General features: G+C 64.0%; 16 protein-coding genes and 1 tRNA gene. 5 read left to right on the top strand and 12 right to left on the bottom strand.

Annotated elements, in window-relative coordinates; all coding sequences use genetic code 11:
- Positions 1–64: 64 nt before the first annotated feature.
- Positions 65–1,474, top strand: coding sequence for an MBL fold metallo-hydrolase RNA specificity domain-containing protein (locus tag CL52_RS12910; protein ID WP_043221097.1), 1,410 nt, complete (start codon positions 65–67; stop codon positions 1,472–1,474).
- Between the two features lie 60 nt (positions 1,475–1,534).
- Positions 1,535–2,626, top strand: coding sequence for an LOG family protein (locus CL52_RS12915; RefSeq protein ID WP_043221099.1), 1,092 nt, complete (start codon positions 1,535–1,537; stop codon positions 2,624–2,626).
- 98 nt (positions 2,627–2,724) lie between these two features.
- Here the strand turns inward: CL52_RS12915 and recX are convergent, their stop codons facing one another.
- The 3 genes from recX to CL52_RS12930 all read right to left on the bottom strand — a co-directional run bounded on the left by recX (position 2,725) and on the right by CL52_RS12930 (position 4,827).
- Positions 2,725–3,186 (bottom strand): recombination regulator RecX, encoded by a 462-nt coding sequence (gene recX / locus CL52_RS12920; protein WP_043221101.1) that lies wholly within the window; start codon positions 3,184–3,186, stop codon positions 2,725–2,727.
- 5 nt (positions 3,187–3,191) lie between these two features.
- Complete coding sequence (recA, locus tag CL52_RS12925; protein WP_041104415.1) at positions 3,192–4,244, bottom strand: recombinase RecA; 1,053 nt, start codon at positions 4,242–4,244, stop codon at positions 3,192–3,194.
- A gap of 85 nt (positions 4,245–4,329) precedes the next feature.
- Positions 4,330–4,827, bottom strand: a complete 498-nt coding sequence (locus CL52_RS12930) for a CinA family protein (protein WP_043221104.1) — start codon at positions 4,825–4,827, stop codon at positions 4,330–4,332.
- A 225-nt stretch (positions 4,828–5,052) separates the two neighbouring features.
- Here CL52_RS12930 and mutS point away from each other — a divergent pair, with 225 nt between their 5' ends.
- Together mutS and fdxA are read left to right on the top strand one after the other, a co-directional pair.
- Complete coding sequence (gene mutS, locus CL52_RS12935) at positions 5,053–7,632, top strand: DNA mismatch repair protein MutS (protein ID WP_043221107.1); 2,580 nt, start codon at positions 5,053–5,055, stop codon at positions 7,630–7,632.
- Between the two features lie 140 nt (positions 7,633–7,772).
- Positions 7,773–8,096, top strand: a complete 324-nt coding sequence (gene fdxA, locus CL52_RS12940) for a ferredoxin FdxA (protein WP_003285709.1) — start codon at positions 7,773–7,775, stop codon at positions 8,094–8,096.
- A 51-nt stretch (positions 8,097–8,147) separates the two neighbouring features.
- Here fdxA and CL52_RS12945 read toward each other — a convergent pair whose 3' ends face one another.
- The 5 genes from CL52_RS12945 to CL52_RS12965 all read right to left on the bottom strand — a co-directional run bounded on the left by CL52_RS12945 (position 8,148) and on the right by CL52_RS12965 (position 12,292).
- Entirely contained in the window at positions 8,148–8,339 is a 192-nt protein-coding gene (locus CL52_RS12945) for a CsbD family protein (protein ID WP_041109304.1), read from the bottom strand.
- A gap of 56 nt (positions 8,340–8,395) precedes the next feature.
- Positions 8,396–9,394, bottom strand: coding sequence for a glucosaminyl phosphatidylglycerol flippase (gpgF, locus tag CL52_RS12950; RefSeq protein WP_041109306.1), 999 nt, complete (start codon positions 9,392–9,394; stop codon positions 8,396–8,398).
- Positions 9,391–10,152, bottom strand: a complete 762-nt coding sequence (gpgD, locus tag CL52_RS12955; RefSeq protein WP_041109308.1) for an N-acetylglucosaminyl phosphatidylglycerol deacetylase — start codon at positions 10,150–10,152, stop codon at positions 9,391–9,393. Before gpgD ends, gpgF begins: the two co-directional genes overlap by 4 nt.
- Positions 10,145–11,260, bottom strand: coding sequence for an N-acetylglucosaminyl phosphatidylglycerol synthase (gpgS, locus tag CL52_RS12960; RefSeq protein WP_043221111.1), 1,116 nt, complete (start codon positions 11,258–11,260; stop codon positions 10,145–10,147). The genes gpgD and gpgS overlap by 8 nt, the downstream gene beginning before the upstream one ends.
- Before the next feature lie 156 nt (positions 11,261–11,416).
- Positions 11,417–12,292 carry a YihY/virulence factor BrkB family protein gene (locus tag CL52_RS12965; protein WP_043221113.1) on the bottom strand — a complete coding sequence of 292 codons (876 nt, stop codon included), beginning with the start codon at positions 12,290–12,292 and terminating at the stop codon, positions 11,417–11,419.
- 286 nt (positions 12,293–12,578) lie between these two features.
- Between CL52_RS12965 and CL52_RS12970 the strand changes: the two genes are divergently transcribed.
- Positions 12,579–12,911: a con-10 family general stress protein gene (locus tag CL52_RS12970; protein ID WP_043221116.1), complete on the top strand. Its 333-nt coding sequence runs from the start codon at positions 12,579–12,581 to the stop codon at positions 12,909–12,911.
- A gap of 323 nt (positions 12,912–13,234) precedes the next feature.
- On the opposite strand, the gene CL52_RS12975 is transcribed toward CL52_RS12970, so the two are convergent.
- The 4 genes from CL52_RS12975 to CL52_RS12990 all read right to left on the bottom strand — a co-directional run bounded on the left by CL52_RS12975 (position 13,235) and on the right by CL52_RS12990 (position 15,302).
- A tRNA-Thr gene (locus tag CL52_RS12975) sits at positions 13,235–13,310 on the bottom strand.
- Positions 13,311–13,385: 75 nt separating this feature from the next.
- Positions 13,386–14,147 carry a DUF3618 domain-containing protein gene (locus CL52_RS12980; RefSeq protein ID WP_043221119.1) on the bottom strand — a complete coding sequence of 254 codons (762 nt, stop codon included), beginning with the start codon at positions 14,145–14,147 and terminating at the stop codon, positions 13,386–13,388.
- Positions 14,134–14,571, bottom strand: coding sequence for a phage holin family protein (locus tag CL52_RS12985; RefSeq protein ID WP_041109372.1), 438 nt, complete (start codon positions 14,569–14,571; stop codon positions 14,134–14,136). The genes CL52_RS12980 and CL52_RS12985 overlap by 14 nt, the downstream gene beginning before the upstream one ends.
- The gene (locus CL52_RS12990; protein WP_043221121.1) at positions 14,568–15,302 is read right to left on the bottom strand and encodes a hypothetical protein; all 735 of its coding nucleotides are present in this window, start codon (positions 15,300–15,302) and stop codon (positions 14,568–14,570) included. The genes CL52_RS12985 and CL52_RS12990 overlap by 4 nt, the downstream gene beginning before the upstream one ends.
- Positions 15,303–15,405: the final 103 nt, after the last annotated feature.

A 15,405-nucleotide genomic window follows, 5' to 3' on the forward strand; every position in this document is an offset into this window, starting at 1 on the left:
TATCAAGGCCTTCCGGGCCAAGGACGGGCATGCTGGCCTCATCCTACCGAACAGGAAGTCATCCATGGCGCTGCTCAGTTTTCTAGGTGCTGTACGGGAAGTCACCGGTTCCTGCTATCTGATAGAGACCCATGCCGGTGCCAGGGTTCTGCTCGATTGCGGTATGCGTCAAGGCCGACGCAAAGAGGAAGACAGCAATCGCCAGCCCTTCGCCTTCGATCCTGCGGGCATTGACGCGGTAGTGCTATCGCACGCCCATATCGATCACTCGGGTCTGCTGCCGCGCCTGGTCGCCGAGGGCTTTCGCGGGCGCATTCATTGCACTGCCGCGACCGCCGAACTGCTGGAACTGATGCTGCTGGACGCCGCGCAGATCCAGGAAAAGGACGCCGAGTGGGAAAACCGCTGGCGGGCACGGATCGGCAAGCCGTTGATTCAGCCGCTCTACACGCGCCTGCATGCCGAGCGCATGCTTGGTCGTCGCGAGGCACATGACTACGGCGTCGCCATCGAGGTCGCGCCCGGCGTCACCGCCACCTTTCACGATGCCGGCCACATTCTGGGCTCGGCAATCGTCCAGGTCGATGTCGAGGATCTCGGCCAGACGCGTCGCCTGGTGTTTTCGGGCGACCTGGGCAATACCTGCTCGCCACTGATGTTTGCGCCGGCCGTGCTGCGCGAGGCCGACGTGGTGCTGATGGAGTCGACCTACGGCGACCGCGACCATCGCAGCCATGCAGCGACGCTCGAGGAGCTGGCCGACATCCTCCAGCAAGCGCACCGTGACGGCGGCAACGTATTGATGCCGTCGTTCGCCGTCGGCCGTACGCAGGATCTGATCTACTACCTGGGCAAGTTCTACCGCGAAGGCCGCCTGCCGCAGCAGGCCGTGTTTCTCGACAGCCCGATGGCCATCGGCGCCAACGCCATCTATTCACACTTCAAGGATCAGCTGGACCTCAACGGCATCGCCGGCAGCCTCGGCGCAGACAGCACCGGCCGCTACGCCGAGCGCTGGCTGCCAATCCTGCGCGCGACCCCGACGCCCGAGGAATCCATGGCGATCAACCGCTTCAAGAGCGGCGCGATCATTATCGCCGGTAGCGGCATGTGCAACGGCGGACGCATCCTGCACCACTTCAAACACAACCTGTGGCGCAACGAGTGTCACGTGGTGATTCCGGGCTTCCAGGCGCGCGGAACTCTCGGCCGGGCCATCGTCGAGGGGGCACGCAGCGTCAAGCTTCTGCACCAGCGCATCGCCGTCAACGCCAAGGTGCACACGCTGGGAGGGTTCTCGGCCCATGCCGGGCAATCGCAGCTCGTCGAGTGGGTCAGCCACTTCGACAAGCGCCCCGAGCTGTATCTCGTCCATGGCGAGCAAGACAAGATGCAGACCCTGCAGCAGGTATTGCTCGATCGCCTGGGCTGGGAGGCGAACATTCCGGAACCTGGCGATCGTATCGCCCTCTGACAGCCATCTGGCCGTCGCGGTCCAGGCCCTGCGACGGCCGCAAGACATGGAGGATGGCACATGCCCTTCGAAGCAGACGATTACCTGTCCCGACACTTCAAGACTGGCGGCGCCGATCTCGCGAAACGGATCGATGAACTGGTCGCGCTGGTCGTCTCGGAAACCAGCCCGAATCTGGCGCTGTACCGGGAAATGTTTGTCACGGTGACGCGCATGGCACAGGCGGACCGCAACCGCTGGGACGCCAAGATCATGCTACAGACCCTGCGTGAGATGGAGCACGCATTCAGCCGCCTGGAGCAGTTCAAGCGACGCCGCAAGGTCACCGTGTTCGGGTCGGCGCGCACCCCGATGGAGCATCCGCTGTATGGGCTCGCGCGCGAGTTGGGCGAACGCCTGGCGCGCTGCGACATGATGGTCATCACCGGCGCGGGAGGTGGCATCATGGCGGCCGCCCACGAAGGTGCCGGCCGCGACAACAGCCTGGGGCTGAATATCACCTTGCCATTCGAGCAGCACGCCAACGCGACGGTGGATGGCACCGACAACCTGCTGTCGTTTCACTTCTTCTTCGTGCGCAAGCTGTTCTTCGTCAAGGAGGCCGACGGCCTGGTGCTCTGCCCCGGCGGCTTCGGCACGCTGGACGAGGCGCTGGAAGTCCTGACCCTGATCCAGACCGGCAAAAGCCCGCTGGTTCCGGTAGTACTGCTCGACATGCCAGGCGGCACCTATTGGCGCGATGCCCTGCAGTTCATGCGGCACCAGCTGGAAGAAAACCGCTACATCCTGCCGAGCGACCTGCGGCTCATGCGGCTGGCCGACAGTGCGGAACAGGCCACGCGGGAGATCACCAATTTCTACCGCAACTTCCACTCCAGCCGCTGGCTGCAGGATCGCTTCGTGATCCGCATGAACCATGCACTGAGCAACGAGGCGCTGGAGCACATCAACGAGGCCTATGCCGATCTGTGCACAAGCGGCGAATTCGAGCAGCAACCCTGTTGCTCGTTGGAGCTCGACGAGCCTGAACTGCAGCGCCTGCCCCGGCTCAGCTTCGTTTTCAACGGACGCAATTACGGTCGCCTGCGCGAGCTGATCGACTATCTCAACGAAACCGAAAGCTGGGCCGCCGCGCTACCCACGGAAGACTGAACACCCATTCGAGACCAGCGCAGCGCTACGCAGCAGCCAGTCGTAACGGAACCCGAAGTGAGGCATCTTCGAACGGTGCCGGGCTGATCAGTGCCCAATCAGTCGAGCCGGCCGCGCTGCAGCAGCCGCCCGATCAACTCGAGTGGATAGCCCCGGTAGACCAGGAACCTTGTTTGCCGGGCGCGCTCGCGCGGGTCGCCCGGAAGCACGCCGAAACGACGCTGCCACAGCGCCTCGAGCTGCTCGCCCCAGTCGTAACCGCAGGCCTGCAAGGCTTGCTCGACTTCGCCACGCGGCAGGCCGCGCTGCGTCAGCTCTTCGCGGATCCGTAGCGGGCCATAACCGCTGCTGGCCCGTCCCCGGATAAAGCTTTCGATGTAGCGCGACTCGGACAGCAAGCCTTCGTCCGCCAGACGCTCGAGCGCCGCCTCGATGAGTTCTGCGGGTGCGCCGCGCTGGCGCAACTTGCGGGTCAGCTCGGCGCGCCCATGCTCGCGCCGAGCCAGCAGATCCATGGCAGCCCGCCGCACGGCGGCGGGGCTATCCAGGATGACCGGCATGGCGATCAGTAGTCGGCTTCGACCAGATCATCCTCGGCCACAGCACCGGCCGCCGCCTTGCTGTTCGAGGAGACCACCAGCAGCTTTTCACGAACCAGCCGCTCGATCTCTTCGCCTACAGCCGGGTTGTCCTCGAGGAACTTGGCCGCGTTGGCTTTACCCTGCCCGATCTTGCTGCCCTGATAGCTGTACCAGGCGCCGGATTTCTCGACCAGGCCCTGCTGCACGCCCAGGTCGATGACCTCGCCACTGCGGTAGATGCCCTTGCCGTACAGGATCTGGAACTCGGCCTGGCGGAACGGCGGCGCCACCTTGTTCTTCACCACCTTGACGCGGGTCTCGCTGCCAACCACCTCGTCGCCCTCCTTCACCGCACCGGTGCGGCGAATGTCCAGACGAACCGAGGCATAGAACTTCAGTGCGTTACCACCGGTGGTGGTCTCGGGGCTGCCGAACATCACGCCGATCTTCATGCGGATCTGGTTGATGAAGATGACCAGACAGTTGGCGTTCTTGATGTTGCCGGTGATCTTGCGCAGCGCCTGAGACATCAGGCGCGCCTGCAAACCGACGTGGGAGTCACCCATTTCGCCCTCGATCTCGGCCTTGGGCACCAGCGCCGCAACCGAGTCGACGATGATCACGTCGACGGCATTGGAGCGCACCAGCATGTCGGTGATTTCCAGCGCCTGCTCACCCGTATCCGGCTGAGAAACCAGCAGGTCCTCGACATTGACGCCCAGCTTGGCGGCATAGTCGGGGTCGAGCGCGTGCTCGGCGTCAACGAAGGCGCAGGTCGCGCCCTTCTTCTGGGCTTCAGCAATGACGGACAGGGTCAGCGTGGTCTTACCGGACGACTCGGGACCGTAGATCTCGACGATACGGCCTTTTGGCAAGCCGCCGATGCCCAGCGCGATATCGAGCCCGAGCGAGCCGGTCGAAATAGCCGGAATGGCCTGGCGATCATGATCGCCCATGCGCATGACCGCACCCTTGCCGAACTGCTTTTCGATCTGGCCCAGAGCCGCAGCCAAGGCACGCTTCTTGTTCTCGTCCATTCAATTCCTCACTTGATCAAGAGGGCCAAAGGCCACGAACAACTGTATAAGTAGACAGTATTAGAGCATAGGCCGTTTTACTCGCCTAGCCCCGCTGGGGATTTTCTCCGACGACCAGCGCGATCAGCCCCTGCAGCGCCGCCTCGACCGTTTGTCTGCGCACGGCGCAGCGGTCGCCGGCGAACTGGTAGCGCCAGCTGAACTGCCGCTCGTCGTCGCCCCAGGCAATCCACACGGTGCCAACCGGCTTGTTCGGCGACCCTCCGCCTGGCCCCGCCACGCCGCTGACCGCGACCGCATAGCGTGCACCACTACGGGCCTGTGCCCCGGCCACCATGGCGCGCACGACTTCGTCGCTGACCGCACCGACGCTTGTGAAAAGCGCTGCCGGAACGTTCAGCTGGCTGGTTTTCTGCGCATTCGAATAGGTGATGTAGCCTGCCTCGAACCAGGCCGAGCTACCGGCGATCCGCGTGATCGCTTCGGCGATGCCACCACCGGTACAGGATTCGGCCGTGGTCACCTGCGCACCACGCAGCGCCAGCTCGTCGCCCAGCCGTTGTGCCAGCTCCGTGATATCCATGGTGCCCTCAACCTATGTGTCGGCCCGATACCCTACACCAGGATGGCACTCGAAACAGCGGCAGGCGACCGCCACCTCGTGCGATCCGCGGGCCCCGGATAGGGGCAAAGCGCCCCCGTCTTCCGTGCTACCCTTTGCCGCTTTGCGTGCGTCGCCTTCGTCTGGCGACGCCAGCCACCGCCGCCTGTCGGGCACACCGATTCACGCGCCAAGCCGAAGCAACCGATGACCAAGTCGAACACCGATCTCTCCGCCCATACCCCCATGATGCAACAGTACTGGAAGCTCAAGCGCGAGCATCCCGATCAGCTGATGTTCTACCGCATGGGTGACTTCTACGAGCTGTTCTACGAGGACGCGCAAAAAGCCGCCAAGCTCTTGGACATCACCCTGACGGCGCGCGGGCAGTCGGCCGGCAAGTCGATCCCGATGGCCGGCATACCCTTTCATTCGGCCGAGGGCTACCTGGCCCGCTTGGTCAAGCTCGGCGAATCGGTGGTGATCTGCGAGCAGATCGGCGATCCGGCGACCAGCAAGGGGCCGGTGGAGCGCCAGGTCGTGCGCATCATCACGCCGGGCACGGTGAGCGATGAAGCCCTGCTCGACGAGCGCCGGGACAACCTGCTGGCAGCGGTGCTGGGCGACGAGCGACTGTTTGGCCTGTCGGTACTCGACATCGCCAGCGGCCGCTTCAGCGTGCAGGAGCTTGGCGGCTGGGAGAACCTGCTCGCCGAGCTCGAGCGCCTGAGCCCCGCGGAACTACTGATTCCCGACGACTGGCCGCAGGGCTTGCCGGTCGAAAAGCGACGCGGCGTCCGCCGTCGTGCGCCTTGGGATTTCGATCGCGACTCCGCATTCAAAAGCCTCTGCCAGCAGTTCGGCACTCAGGACCTCAAAGGCTTCGGCTGCGAAAAGCTGACTCTGGCGATCGGCGCCGCGGGCTGCCTGCTGAGCTACGCCAAGGAGACCCAGCGCACGGCCCTGCCGCACCTGCGCAGCCTGCGTCATGAGCGGCTCGACGAGACGGTGATCCTCGATGGAGCCAGCCGGCGCAACCTCGAGCTGGACATCAACCTCTCCGGCGGCCACGATAACACGCTGCAGTCCGTCGTCGACCGCTGTCAGACTGCCATGGGCTCGCGCCTGCTGACCCGCTGGCTGCATCGCCCGCTGCGCGACCGCGCCATGCTGGAAGCGCGTCAGGACTCAATCACCTGCCTGCTCGAGCACTACCGGTTCGAGCAGATCCAGCCGCAGCTCAAGGACATCGGCGACCTGGAGCGGATTCTCGCCCGCATCGGCCTGCGCAACGCCCGCCCGCGCGACCTGGCACGCCTGCGCGATGCGCTGGCGGCGCTGCCGCAACTGCAGCAGGCCATGCAGGACCTGGTCGCGCCGCATCTCAGCGCGTTGGCCGCGAGCATCCGCACCTACCCGGAACTGGCGGATCTCCTGGCCCGCGCAATCGTCGACAACCCGCCGGCGGTCATTCGTGACGGCGGCGTGCTGAAGACCGGCTACGACGCCGAGCTGGATGAGCTGTTGTCGATCAGCGAGAACGCCGGGCAATACCTGATGGACCTCGAAGTACGCGAGCGCGAGCGTACCGGCCTGGCCAACCTGAAGGTGGGCTACAACCGCGTGCACGGGTACTTTATCGAGCTGCCCAGCAAGCAGGCCGAATCGGCGCCGGCCGACTATATCCGTCGACAGACGCTCAAGGGCGCCGAGCGATTCATCACCCCGGAACTCAAGGAGTTCGAAGACAAGGCCCTGTCCGCCAAGAGCCGGGCGCTGGCGCGGGAAAAGGCCCTGTACGAAGCGCTGCTGGAACAGCTGATCGAAGTCCTTGCGCCGCTGCAGGAAAGCGCCGCCGCACTGGCCGAACTGGATGTGTTGAGCAACCTGGCCGAGCGGGCGCTGACGCTGGATCTGAATCGGCCGCGCTTCGTCGAAGAACCGTGCCTGAAAATCGATCAGGGCCGCCACCCGGTGGTCGAGCAGGTGCTGGAAACCCCCTTCGTGGCCAACGACCTGGCGCTCGACGATGGCCGGCGCATGCTCGTCATCACCGGTCCGAATATGGGCGGTAAATCCACATATATGCGGCAGACCGCGCTGATCGTACTGCTCGCACAGATCGGCAGCTTCGTTCCGGCAGCCGCCTGCGAGCTGTCGCTGGTCGATCGCATTTTCACGCGCATCGGTTCGTCCGACGATCTGGCCGGAGGGCGCTCGACCTTCATGGTCGAGATGAGCGAAACGGCGAACATCCTGCACAACGCCACCGACTGCAGCCTGGTGCTGATGGACGAGGTCGGCCGCGGCACCAGCACCTTCGATGGCCTCTCGCTGGCCTGGGCGGCGGCCGAACACCTGGCCGGACTCCGCGCCTTCACCCTGTTTGCCACGCACTACTTCGAGCTGACCGTACTGCCGGAAAGCCAGCCGGTGGTGGCGAACGTTCACCTGTCTGCCACCGAGCACAACGAGCGCATCGTGTTCCTGCATCACGTGCTGCCCGGCCCCGCGAGCCAGAGCTACGGCCTGGCGGTGGCACAGCTAGCCGGCGTTCCGGGGCCGGTGATCGCCCGCGCACGCGAGCACCTGGCGCGCCTGGAGATCACCAGCCTGCCGCATGACGCTCCCCAGGGCGGGCCGGGACAATCGGTCGCACCTCAACAGGCCGATCTGTTCGCGGCCCTGCCACACCCCGTGATCGACGAGCTCGGGCGGCTCGACCCGGACGCCATCAGCCCGCGTCAGGCCCTCGATTTGTTATATACGTGGAAGACTCGGATATAACTGCGCCGCGCGGGAGCTGCTAGAATCCCGCGCGCTTTTGTTTCGGAGCTTGCCCGGTTGCCTGAGCCGCGGCGGTCCCTGTTTCGAGCGGGAGCCTGGCATAGACCAGCCCAGCCGTCGCCTGAGGAGAGAGATACGACATGACCTTCGTCGTCACCGACAACTGTATCAAATGCAAATACACCGATTGCGTGGAAGTCTGTCCGGTGGACTGCTTCTACGAAGGCCCGAACTTTCTGGTCATTCACCCGGACGAGTGCATCGACTGCGCACTCTGCGAGCCGGAGTGCCCTGCCCAGGCGATCTTCTCGGAAGACGAGGTGCCGGAGGACCAGCAGGAATTCATCGAGCTGAACGCGGACCTCGCGGAAGTCTGGCCGAACATCACCGAGAAGAAGGATGCGCTGGCCGACGCCGAAGAGTGGGACGGTGTGAAGGACAAGCTGCAGTACCTGGAGCGCTGATCTCCAGCCGAAAAAAAGCCCGCGCGATGCGGGCTTTTTTCTGCGCGCCGGTCAGGCCCGGTCGACGCCCTTCTTGATCGTATCCTTGGCATCGCCCTTGACCTGCTGGGCGTCGCCCTTGATCTCCTGATTCTCGCCTTCGCGGCGCAGACGTTCGTTGCCCATCGCGCCGCCAACGCCCTGCTTGATCTTGCCCATGGCTTCGTTGGCGTTGCCTTTCATTTTGTCTTCAGTACTGCTCATGCGTCGTTCCTCCATTGGTCCATGTAACCAGTGGACTCCCCGTTCCGGCCGATGGTTCAGCCCTGGCACTGGCGCGCACGCACCAGACGGTTGAACAGCGGACGACCGGCCAGGTGCAGGAACACCGGCGCCCCGGCGATCAGGTAGAAGTAATAGGTGACGAAGCGCCAGATCAGGATCGCAGCGGCCGAGGTGGACTTGCCCACCAACGGTGTCAGCAACGCCGCCGAAGCCAGTTCGGCGCTGCCGGCCCCGCCGGGCAGCAGGCTCAGCTGGCCGGCGGTCAAGGCGAGCATCTGCACCAGAAAGGTCCAGGCCCACGCCAGATCGCTGCCCAGGCCGTGCAGTGTCAGATAGAGCACGCTGAAACGCAGAAGCCAGTGCAACGTGGTGAGCCCGAACACCCCCAGCAGGACGCGGCGCGGCAGGCTGAAGCACTCCAGCAGCGCATTGCGAAAGCGCAACACCTTGCGCGCCCAGTGACGCCTGCGCTGCGCCTGCATGCCGAAGCGCCGCACGATCCAGCCGTTGATCCGAAACACCTGACGATGGAAGCGCCCCAGCAGTCCGAGCAATACGATGACACCGAGCAGCAGAGCTGCACTCACGCCCAGCAGGCTGGCCATCTGCGCATTGAGCGCGTGCGTCATCGCATAGATCAGCACACCGACCAGCGCACAGGCGAAGAACAGGAGATCGCTGAGCTGCTCCACGGCATAGGTCGCGGTCCCCTTCGCAGGCGTCACGCCCTGGCGCATGAGCAGCGCCATCAGGGTGATCGGCCCGCCGGCACCACCGGGCGTAGCGCAAATCGCGAACTCGGTGGCCATCACGATGCCGAAGGCGCGCCGTTGGCCAAGCAGCCGCCGACCGACGAGCAGACGCAGGCGAAAGGCATTGAGGTACCAACCGAGCAACACCATACCCAGCATCATGAACAGCAGTTGCGGGGAAAACTGGAGCAATCGCTCGAACAGGCCGGTGCCGCCGAGCAGCAGAGGAATCAACGCCGCGCCCACAAGCGCGCCGCCAAGCAGCCACCAGCCGCGGCTCATGCAGCGGCGCTCGCCGGCCGATGTCGCCGCAGCCAGTCGATCTTGGTCATTGGCTCACGGCCCTCGCGCAGCAGCCGCTCCAGCACCTTCAGCCAATAGTCCCGGGAAAACGCGTGGCGCATGTCGACCGGATGCAACCCCAGCCGTATCAGCGGCGCCGCCCGACTGGCCTGTAGCTGGCGTTCCGACACGGCCCAGGAGACGCCGCGACGCCAGCTGCTGCGCGCGCTCCAGACCAGACCCGGCGCGCGAATCGGCGTGAAGTCGGGCAGTTGGTAGAAATGCTGCGGATCGCTGGTATAGCTGAGTCCGGTCTCGCGCAGCGCAGCACGGGTACCCTCGCTCATCAGCCAGGCCGGCGCGACAAACCCGTGCAGCGGCCACCCGTGGCGCTCGAACAAGCCGATGCCATGCGCCAGCCGACGGCGCGCCTCGCCGCTGTCGAGTGCATAGAACTCGCCTTCGTGGGTGTAGACCCGGCGCATGAACCACTCCCGTGGCGTTCGCGGCGCTGGCCCGTCATCGGCGTGATAGCAGCCGTGCAGCACCAGTTCATCGCCCCGGGCCAGGCGCCCTTCGAGCATCGCGCAGAACTGCGGGTGACGTTCGAGCGCGTTGCGACCGTGGAAATCCGGCACCACCAGCCAGGTCATCGGCACATTGCCCAGGGCATCGACCCTTTCGACGAAGCCACGGTAGTCGGGCCAGGTTTCAGGTGCCACGTCGTGCAACACCATCATCACGGCGCGCTCAGCCATGGACGGCCACCGGCAGCTCGACCGTGCCCAGCACCGCGTGGTAATGGGCAAGCAGCCCAGCCACCACGGCATCCCAGGCATGATGCAGCTCGACATGCTGACGCGCCTGGGCGCCAAGCAATGTCGGGCGATCCTCGAACAGCTCCTGCACCGCCTGCGCCATGGCCCGGGCATCCAGCGGCCGGCACAGGCGCCCGGCGTGAAACGGCACGAGTTCCGGCAACGCGCCGGCACGCGCCGCGACGACGGGGATGCCGCTGGCCATGGCCTCCAGCACCACCAACCCGAAGGTTTCCTGGTTGCCCGCGTGCAGCAGCACATCGCTGCTGGCCATCAGGCGCGCCACCTCCGCAGCGGGACAGAAGCGATCGATCACCGTGACGTTGTCCGGTACCCGGTGCGGCATGCTCGAGCCCACCAGCAACAGGTGATAGGGCTTGCCGAGCTGACGTGCCGTCTCCAGCAGAATCGGCAGGTTCTTTTCGCGCGAGCCACGGCCGGCGAAGATCATCAACCGGGTGTCCTCGGGCAGGCCGAGCTCACGGCGCAGCTGCGGATCTCGCCGCTGCGGGCGAAAGGTTTCCAGGTCCACGCCCAGCGGCTGCACGAACACATTGTCGACGCCGAGCGCGAGCAGCTTTTCGGCCATCACCTGGCTCGGGGCCAGGACCCGATCGAAGCTGCCATAAAGACGCGTCACATAGCCATTGAGGTTGGTGCCCAGCCAGTTGCCGATGCGATTGCTCACCAGTAGCGGCAGGTCCGAGTGATAGAAGCCGATCACCGGAACGTCCAGGCGTCGCCCGGCCTCCAGCGCAGCCCAGGCGGTCATGTAGGGATCGCCGACCTCGATCAGGTCCGGATGCAGCGAGCGCAGCAGATTGCACCAGGGCGCGCGGCGGACCGGAAAGCGGTAGCCCTTGCCGAATGGCAAGGGCGGCGCGGGCACTTCATAGATGCCGCCGCTATGCCGATAGGCGCCGCCGGGTACGAGAATGCTGTGGCGAACGCCCGAATAGAGCTGCAACCGACGATGCTTGGCCTCGAGATAGGTGCGCACGCCGCCGCTGGCCGGCGCATAGAACATGGTCATATCAGCGATATGCAAGGTGACTGTCTCCGTCCGTCTTCGCTTCACGCCCTTCCCTGGGCAACGACTGGTCGCTTCGACCGCCCAGCGTCCCTCGCCTTGTCTGAAGCACTTTGTAATGAGCTTAGGACTGTTCCGGTCTTACGAATGTTTCATTTGCAAGCGCATCGTGGCTCAGGGCTCGATCTCCTTGTCGCCCTTGTCCTTGCCGTCCACCGAATGGTGCTCGATCACCGCATTCAGCTCAGCGCCCAGCAGCAGCACGGCGGCGGAGATATAGAAAAACAGCAGCAGCACGATGATGGCGCCGATGCTGCCGTAGGTGGCGTTGTAGTCGGCGAAGTTCTGCACGTAAATGCCGAAGGCAAGCGATGCGGCGACCCAGACCACTACTGCGAGCACCGAGCCGGGCGTGATGAAGCGAAACTTCTGCTCCACGTCCGGCGTGACGTAGTACAGCACCGCGACCAGCAGCATCATCAGAAAAATCACCACCGGCCAGCGTAGCCAGGCCCAGAGCACCACCACCACGTCGCGCAGGCCGACCAGGTCAGCCAGCCATCCCATCACCTGCGGCCCGAGCACCATCAGCATCGCGCAGGCCAGCAGCAGCACTGCGCTGCCGACGGTATAGAGCACCGACAGCAGCATGAGCTTCCAGGTCGGCCGCCCCTCGCGCACGTCGTAGGCCCTGTTCATCGCATTCATCAACGAACGGAACCCAACCGATGCCGTCCACAGCGCGGCCAGAATACCGAACGACAACAAGCCGCCCTGCTGCCGCTGCAACTGGTCGATCACCGGGTTGACCTGCTCCATTGCCATCGGTGGCAACGCCAAGGCCGCCTGCTGGCGAATCCAGTCGAAGAAATCCGACAGGTTCAAGAAGCCAAGCAGCGCCAGGAGAAACAGCAGAAAGGGAAACAGCGAAAACAGTGCGCGGTAGGCCAGTGCCGACGCATAGGTCGACATGTCATCGCTGCTGAATTCCTTGAACGTCTTCTTCAGTAACGTCGTGGCGCCGATGCCACGCGTGTCGAAAATTGGCATACCTCACCCCCGAAACCTATCGAAGTTTCCGACGGCTGGGCGAGCGAAGAGTTCGCCAGCCCACCGAACTGCTTGCCACAGGCCAGACGTCAAACGCTCAAAAGCGAAGTAAGCAAGCGGCAACTAGGTAATACTGGCGGCTTGATTCTATTTCTTCCACTCATCGCTCATTAGCTAACTTCGCTGAACTCTCGCTGCAGGCATTTTTCGTATATCACGAGGGGCGAGTTTGTTCTGCCGAGCAAATCGATCGCCTATTGTACGAAACAGCACAGGAGACCACCCGATGGCTGATAAAGGCAATATGAGCGTAAACGAAGCGGGCAAGAAAGGTGGTGACGCTACCTCCCAAACCCATGGCAAAGAGTTTTACCAGGACATTGGTAAGAAAGGCGGCGAAGCGACCTCGGAGAGCCACGGCAAGGAGTTCTATCAAGAGATAGGCAGCGAGGGCGGTAAGCAGAGCGGTGGCAATTTCGCCAACGACCCGGAACGCGCGTCCGAAGCTGGGCGCAAGGGCGGCCAGAACAGTGGCGGCAACTTCGCAAACGACCGCGAAAAAGCCTCCGAAGCCGGCCGCAAGGGTGGCGAAAACAGCCACGGCGGTGGCCGCAGCTAAGCAGCCTTAAGGCAAATAAAAACGGGAGCTTCGGCTCCCGTTTTTTATTTTTATAATCGAAAAGCAGAGCGGCACATGAACAACAACTAACGAGACCGCCACCAACTTGCCGCCACAGCAATAAAAACCGCAGACCAAGACCACTGGCTAATATATAGCGAAACTACTTGGCGCATACCAAACAAACAAGACAATTATCTTCGCCTTGAAGACTACTGCTGGCACTTCATATCGGCACCGCCAGCAGTGCCTTACACGGAGCTGCCCGTCTCAGAGCTCGAGAAACAAAAAAGGCCCGCATCGCTGCGAGCCTTTTGAAACACTGGTGCCGGAGACAGGAGTCGAACCTGCGACCTTCGCATTACGAATGCGCTGCTCTACCGACTGAGCTACACCGGCGCCGGGCGCGGATTATCCGGGGTTACGCGGCCGGACTCAAGCCCGGCCGCGCATTTCCCTGAAAAAACGCCAGGCTCAATGGGGCCCTGAGGCCGACGGGCGCTCCGAATGAGCGCTCTCCTCTTTGAGATGGTGCATCGCCTCCTCGCCCTTTGCGCTGGCCTGCTGATAGCCCTCCTCGGCCTTGCGCTTGAGACGATCGGTCATCTGGTCGCTTCGGCTGCCGATCAACTCGTCTTCACGGCGGGTCGGCGGGACCGCGGCGGCCAACAGCGCGCCCAGGGCAATGCCCATTGCGCCCAACGCCAGCGGTTGCTCGTTGAGTAACTGATTGAAGCCGCCACGCGCACGGCCAGCGGTGTGCTTGAGGCTGTCGCTGGCGTTGCGGCCGGTTTCGCTCACGCGCGCACGGGCGCTGCCCAATGATGACGAGAGGTCCTGGCGCATCTGCCCGGCACGGTTGCGCATCTCTGCACCCCGGCTCTTCAGCCCATCGGTCTTGGCCGACAGCCGATCGCCGACCGAGGGGCCGCTGGCGCTGTCGCCGGTGCCGTAGTCCGGGCGTCGGTTCTGGCCGGCCATGAGCCAGACCAGACCGATGGAGGTCAACACCGTCGGGACGGGGTTGGCCTTGAGCGTATCGCCCAGATTGTGCAGGAACTCGCCGCCATTGCCCTTGGCATAACCCAGGGCGGTATCGATGAGCTGACCCGGCGAGAACTTGCTCTCCAGCTCCTCGACGATGTTGCCAATCTCGGCGCGCTGCTGGTCGATCTCGCGCTCCAGGGTTTCCGGGTCCTTGCGCGCTTCGGCGTCGATCTGATTATGCGTGCTCATGTGCGTGCCCCCTTACGGCTTCTTTGTCCTTGTTGATCGAGTGCAGGGTGCGATCAGGCTTGAACGAGGAAGCCTCGAACTTCTTCTTGCCCGCCGACACCATCACCAGCCCGATGATCACCACGATGCCGCCGACAATGAGTGCGGCGAGCCAGGCCGGCATCATCGTCGCCAGGCCGTAGACCCCGGCGAACAGCAGGACGATGAAACCCGCGAGCAATACCGCGCCGCCCGTGGCAACGCTGGCCATGCCTGCCTTGGTCGCGCGCAACGACTCGCCGAGCTCGGCCTTGGCCAGCGCCAGCTCCTTGGTGAACAGTGCCGGTACTTCGCGCGTCAGCTGACGCAGCAGCCCGCCTACCGAATGATCGGTGTCGGCATGTGCCGGCTCGTAATGCGTCTCGAATTTGCGTTGCTCGTTCATGGGTTCAGCCCTCCGTCTGTGCTTTTGCCATTGGCGCCGAGCGAGGTGCGGGTGGTGGTACTGGCCGAGGTCGTGCCACTGACGTTGCCGACACTCCCCACGTTGCCGTTGGGCTCGCCGCTTGCGACGTGCTGGTCTAGTTCACGCTGGCTGGGCAGATGGCTGCTGTCACCGTAAGCGCCGGAGTAGCGCTCATCGTGCTGCCCGGGCCGGTCGTAGTCCTGCTCGGCGCGGCGCCCTGAGGCCTTGGCAAAGCGCGTCAGGCCAAAGCCCAGCGCGATGCTGCCGGCGATGAACAGGCCCGGGTTGTTGCGGGCCATGCGGTTGAGATCGCCGACGAGTTCATCGACATTGCGCCCGCGAAGATCGTCGGCGAAGCGAACCATGCCTTGCGCCATATCCGAGACGTAGCGCGACAGCCCCGCGCGATCCTGATTCTCGAGTTCCTCCGCAGCAGCCTTGGCGCTCTGCGCGACCTTTTCCAGCTCGTCTGCGGCGGTGCCGCGGTAGCTGTCCAGGTGCGCCTTGCCCTGCTGCTGAACCTGCTCGGCGGCTTGCCGCGCCTTGCCCTTGAGATCCTCGCCGACTGGCGAGCCAGCGTGCCGGTCGCCCTTCGCCGAACCCTGCAGCGTTGTACCGCCCGTGCCGGCCGACTGTTCGGTTGAAGTCGTCGTGGAACCGGTACTGGCTATGCCGCCGTAACCTGTGATTTCTTCATCGGGTGTCGTCATTTGATCCACCTTTCTTGACTGGTTGGCCGGAAGCCCACGGTCCGTTGAAAGACGGCCAAGCGAACTTAATCGCTAACCGATCAACTTCGGTGCGCACATAAAA

Origin of the sequence: Stutzerimonas balearica DSM 6083 (genome assembly GCF_000818015.1) — a bacterium.
Lineage (GTDB): Bacteria > Pseudomonadota > Gammaproteobacteria > Pseudomonadales > Pseudomonadaceae > Stutzerimonas > Stutzerimonas balearica.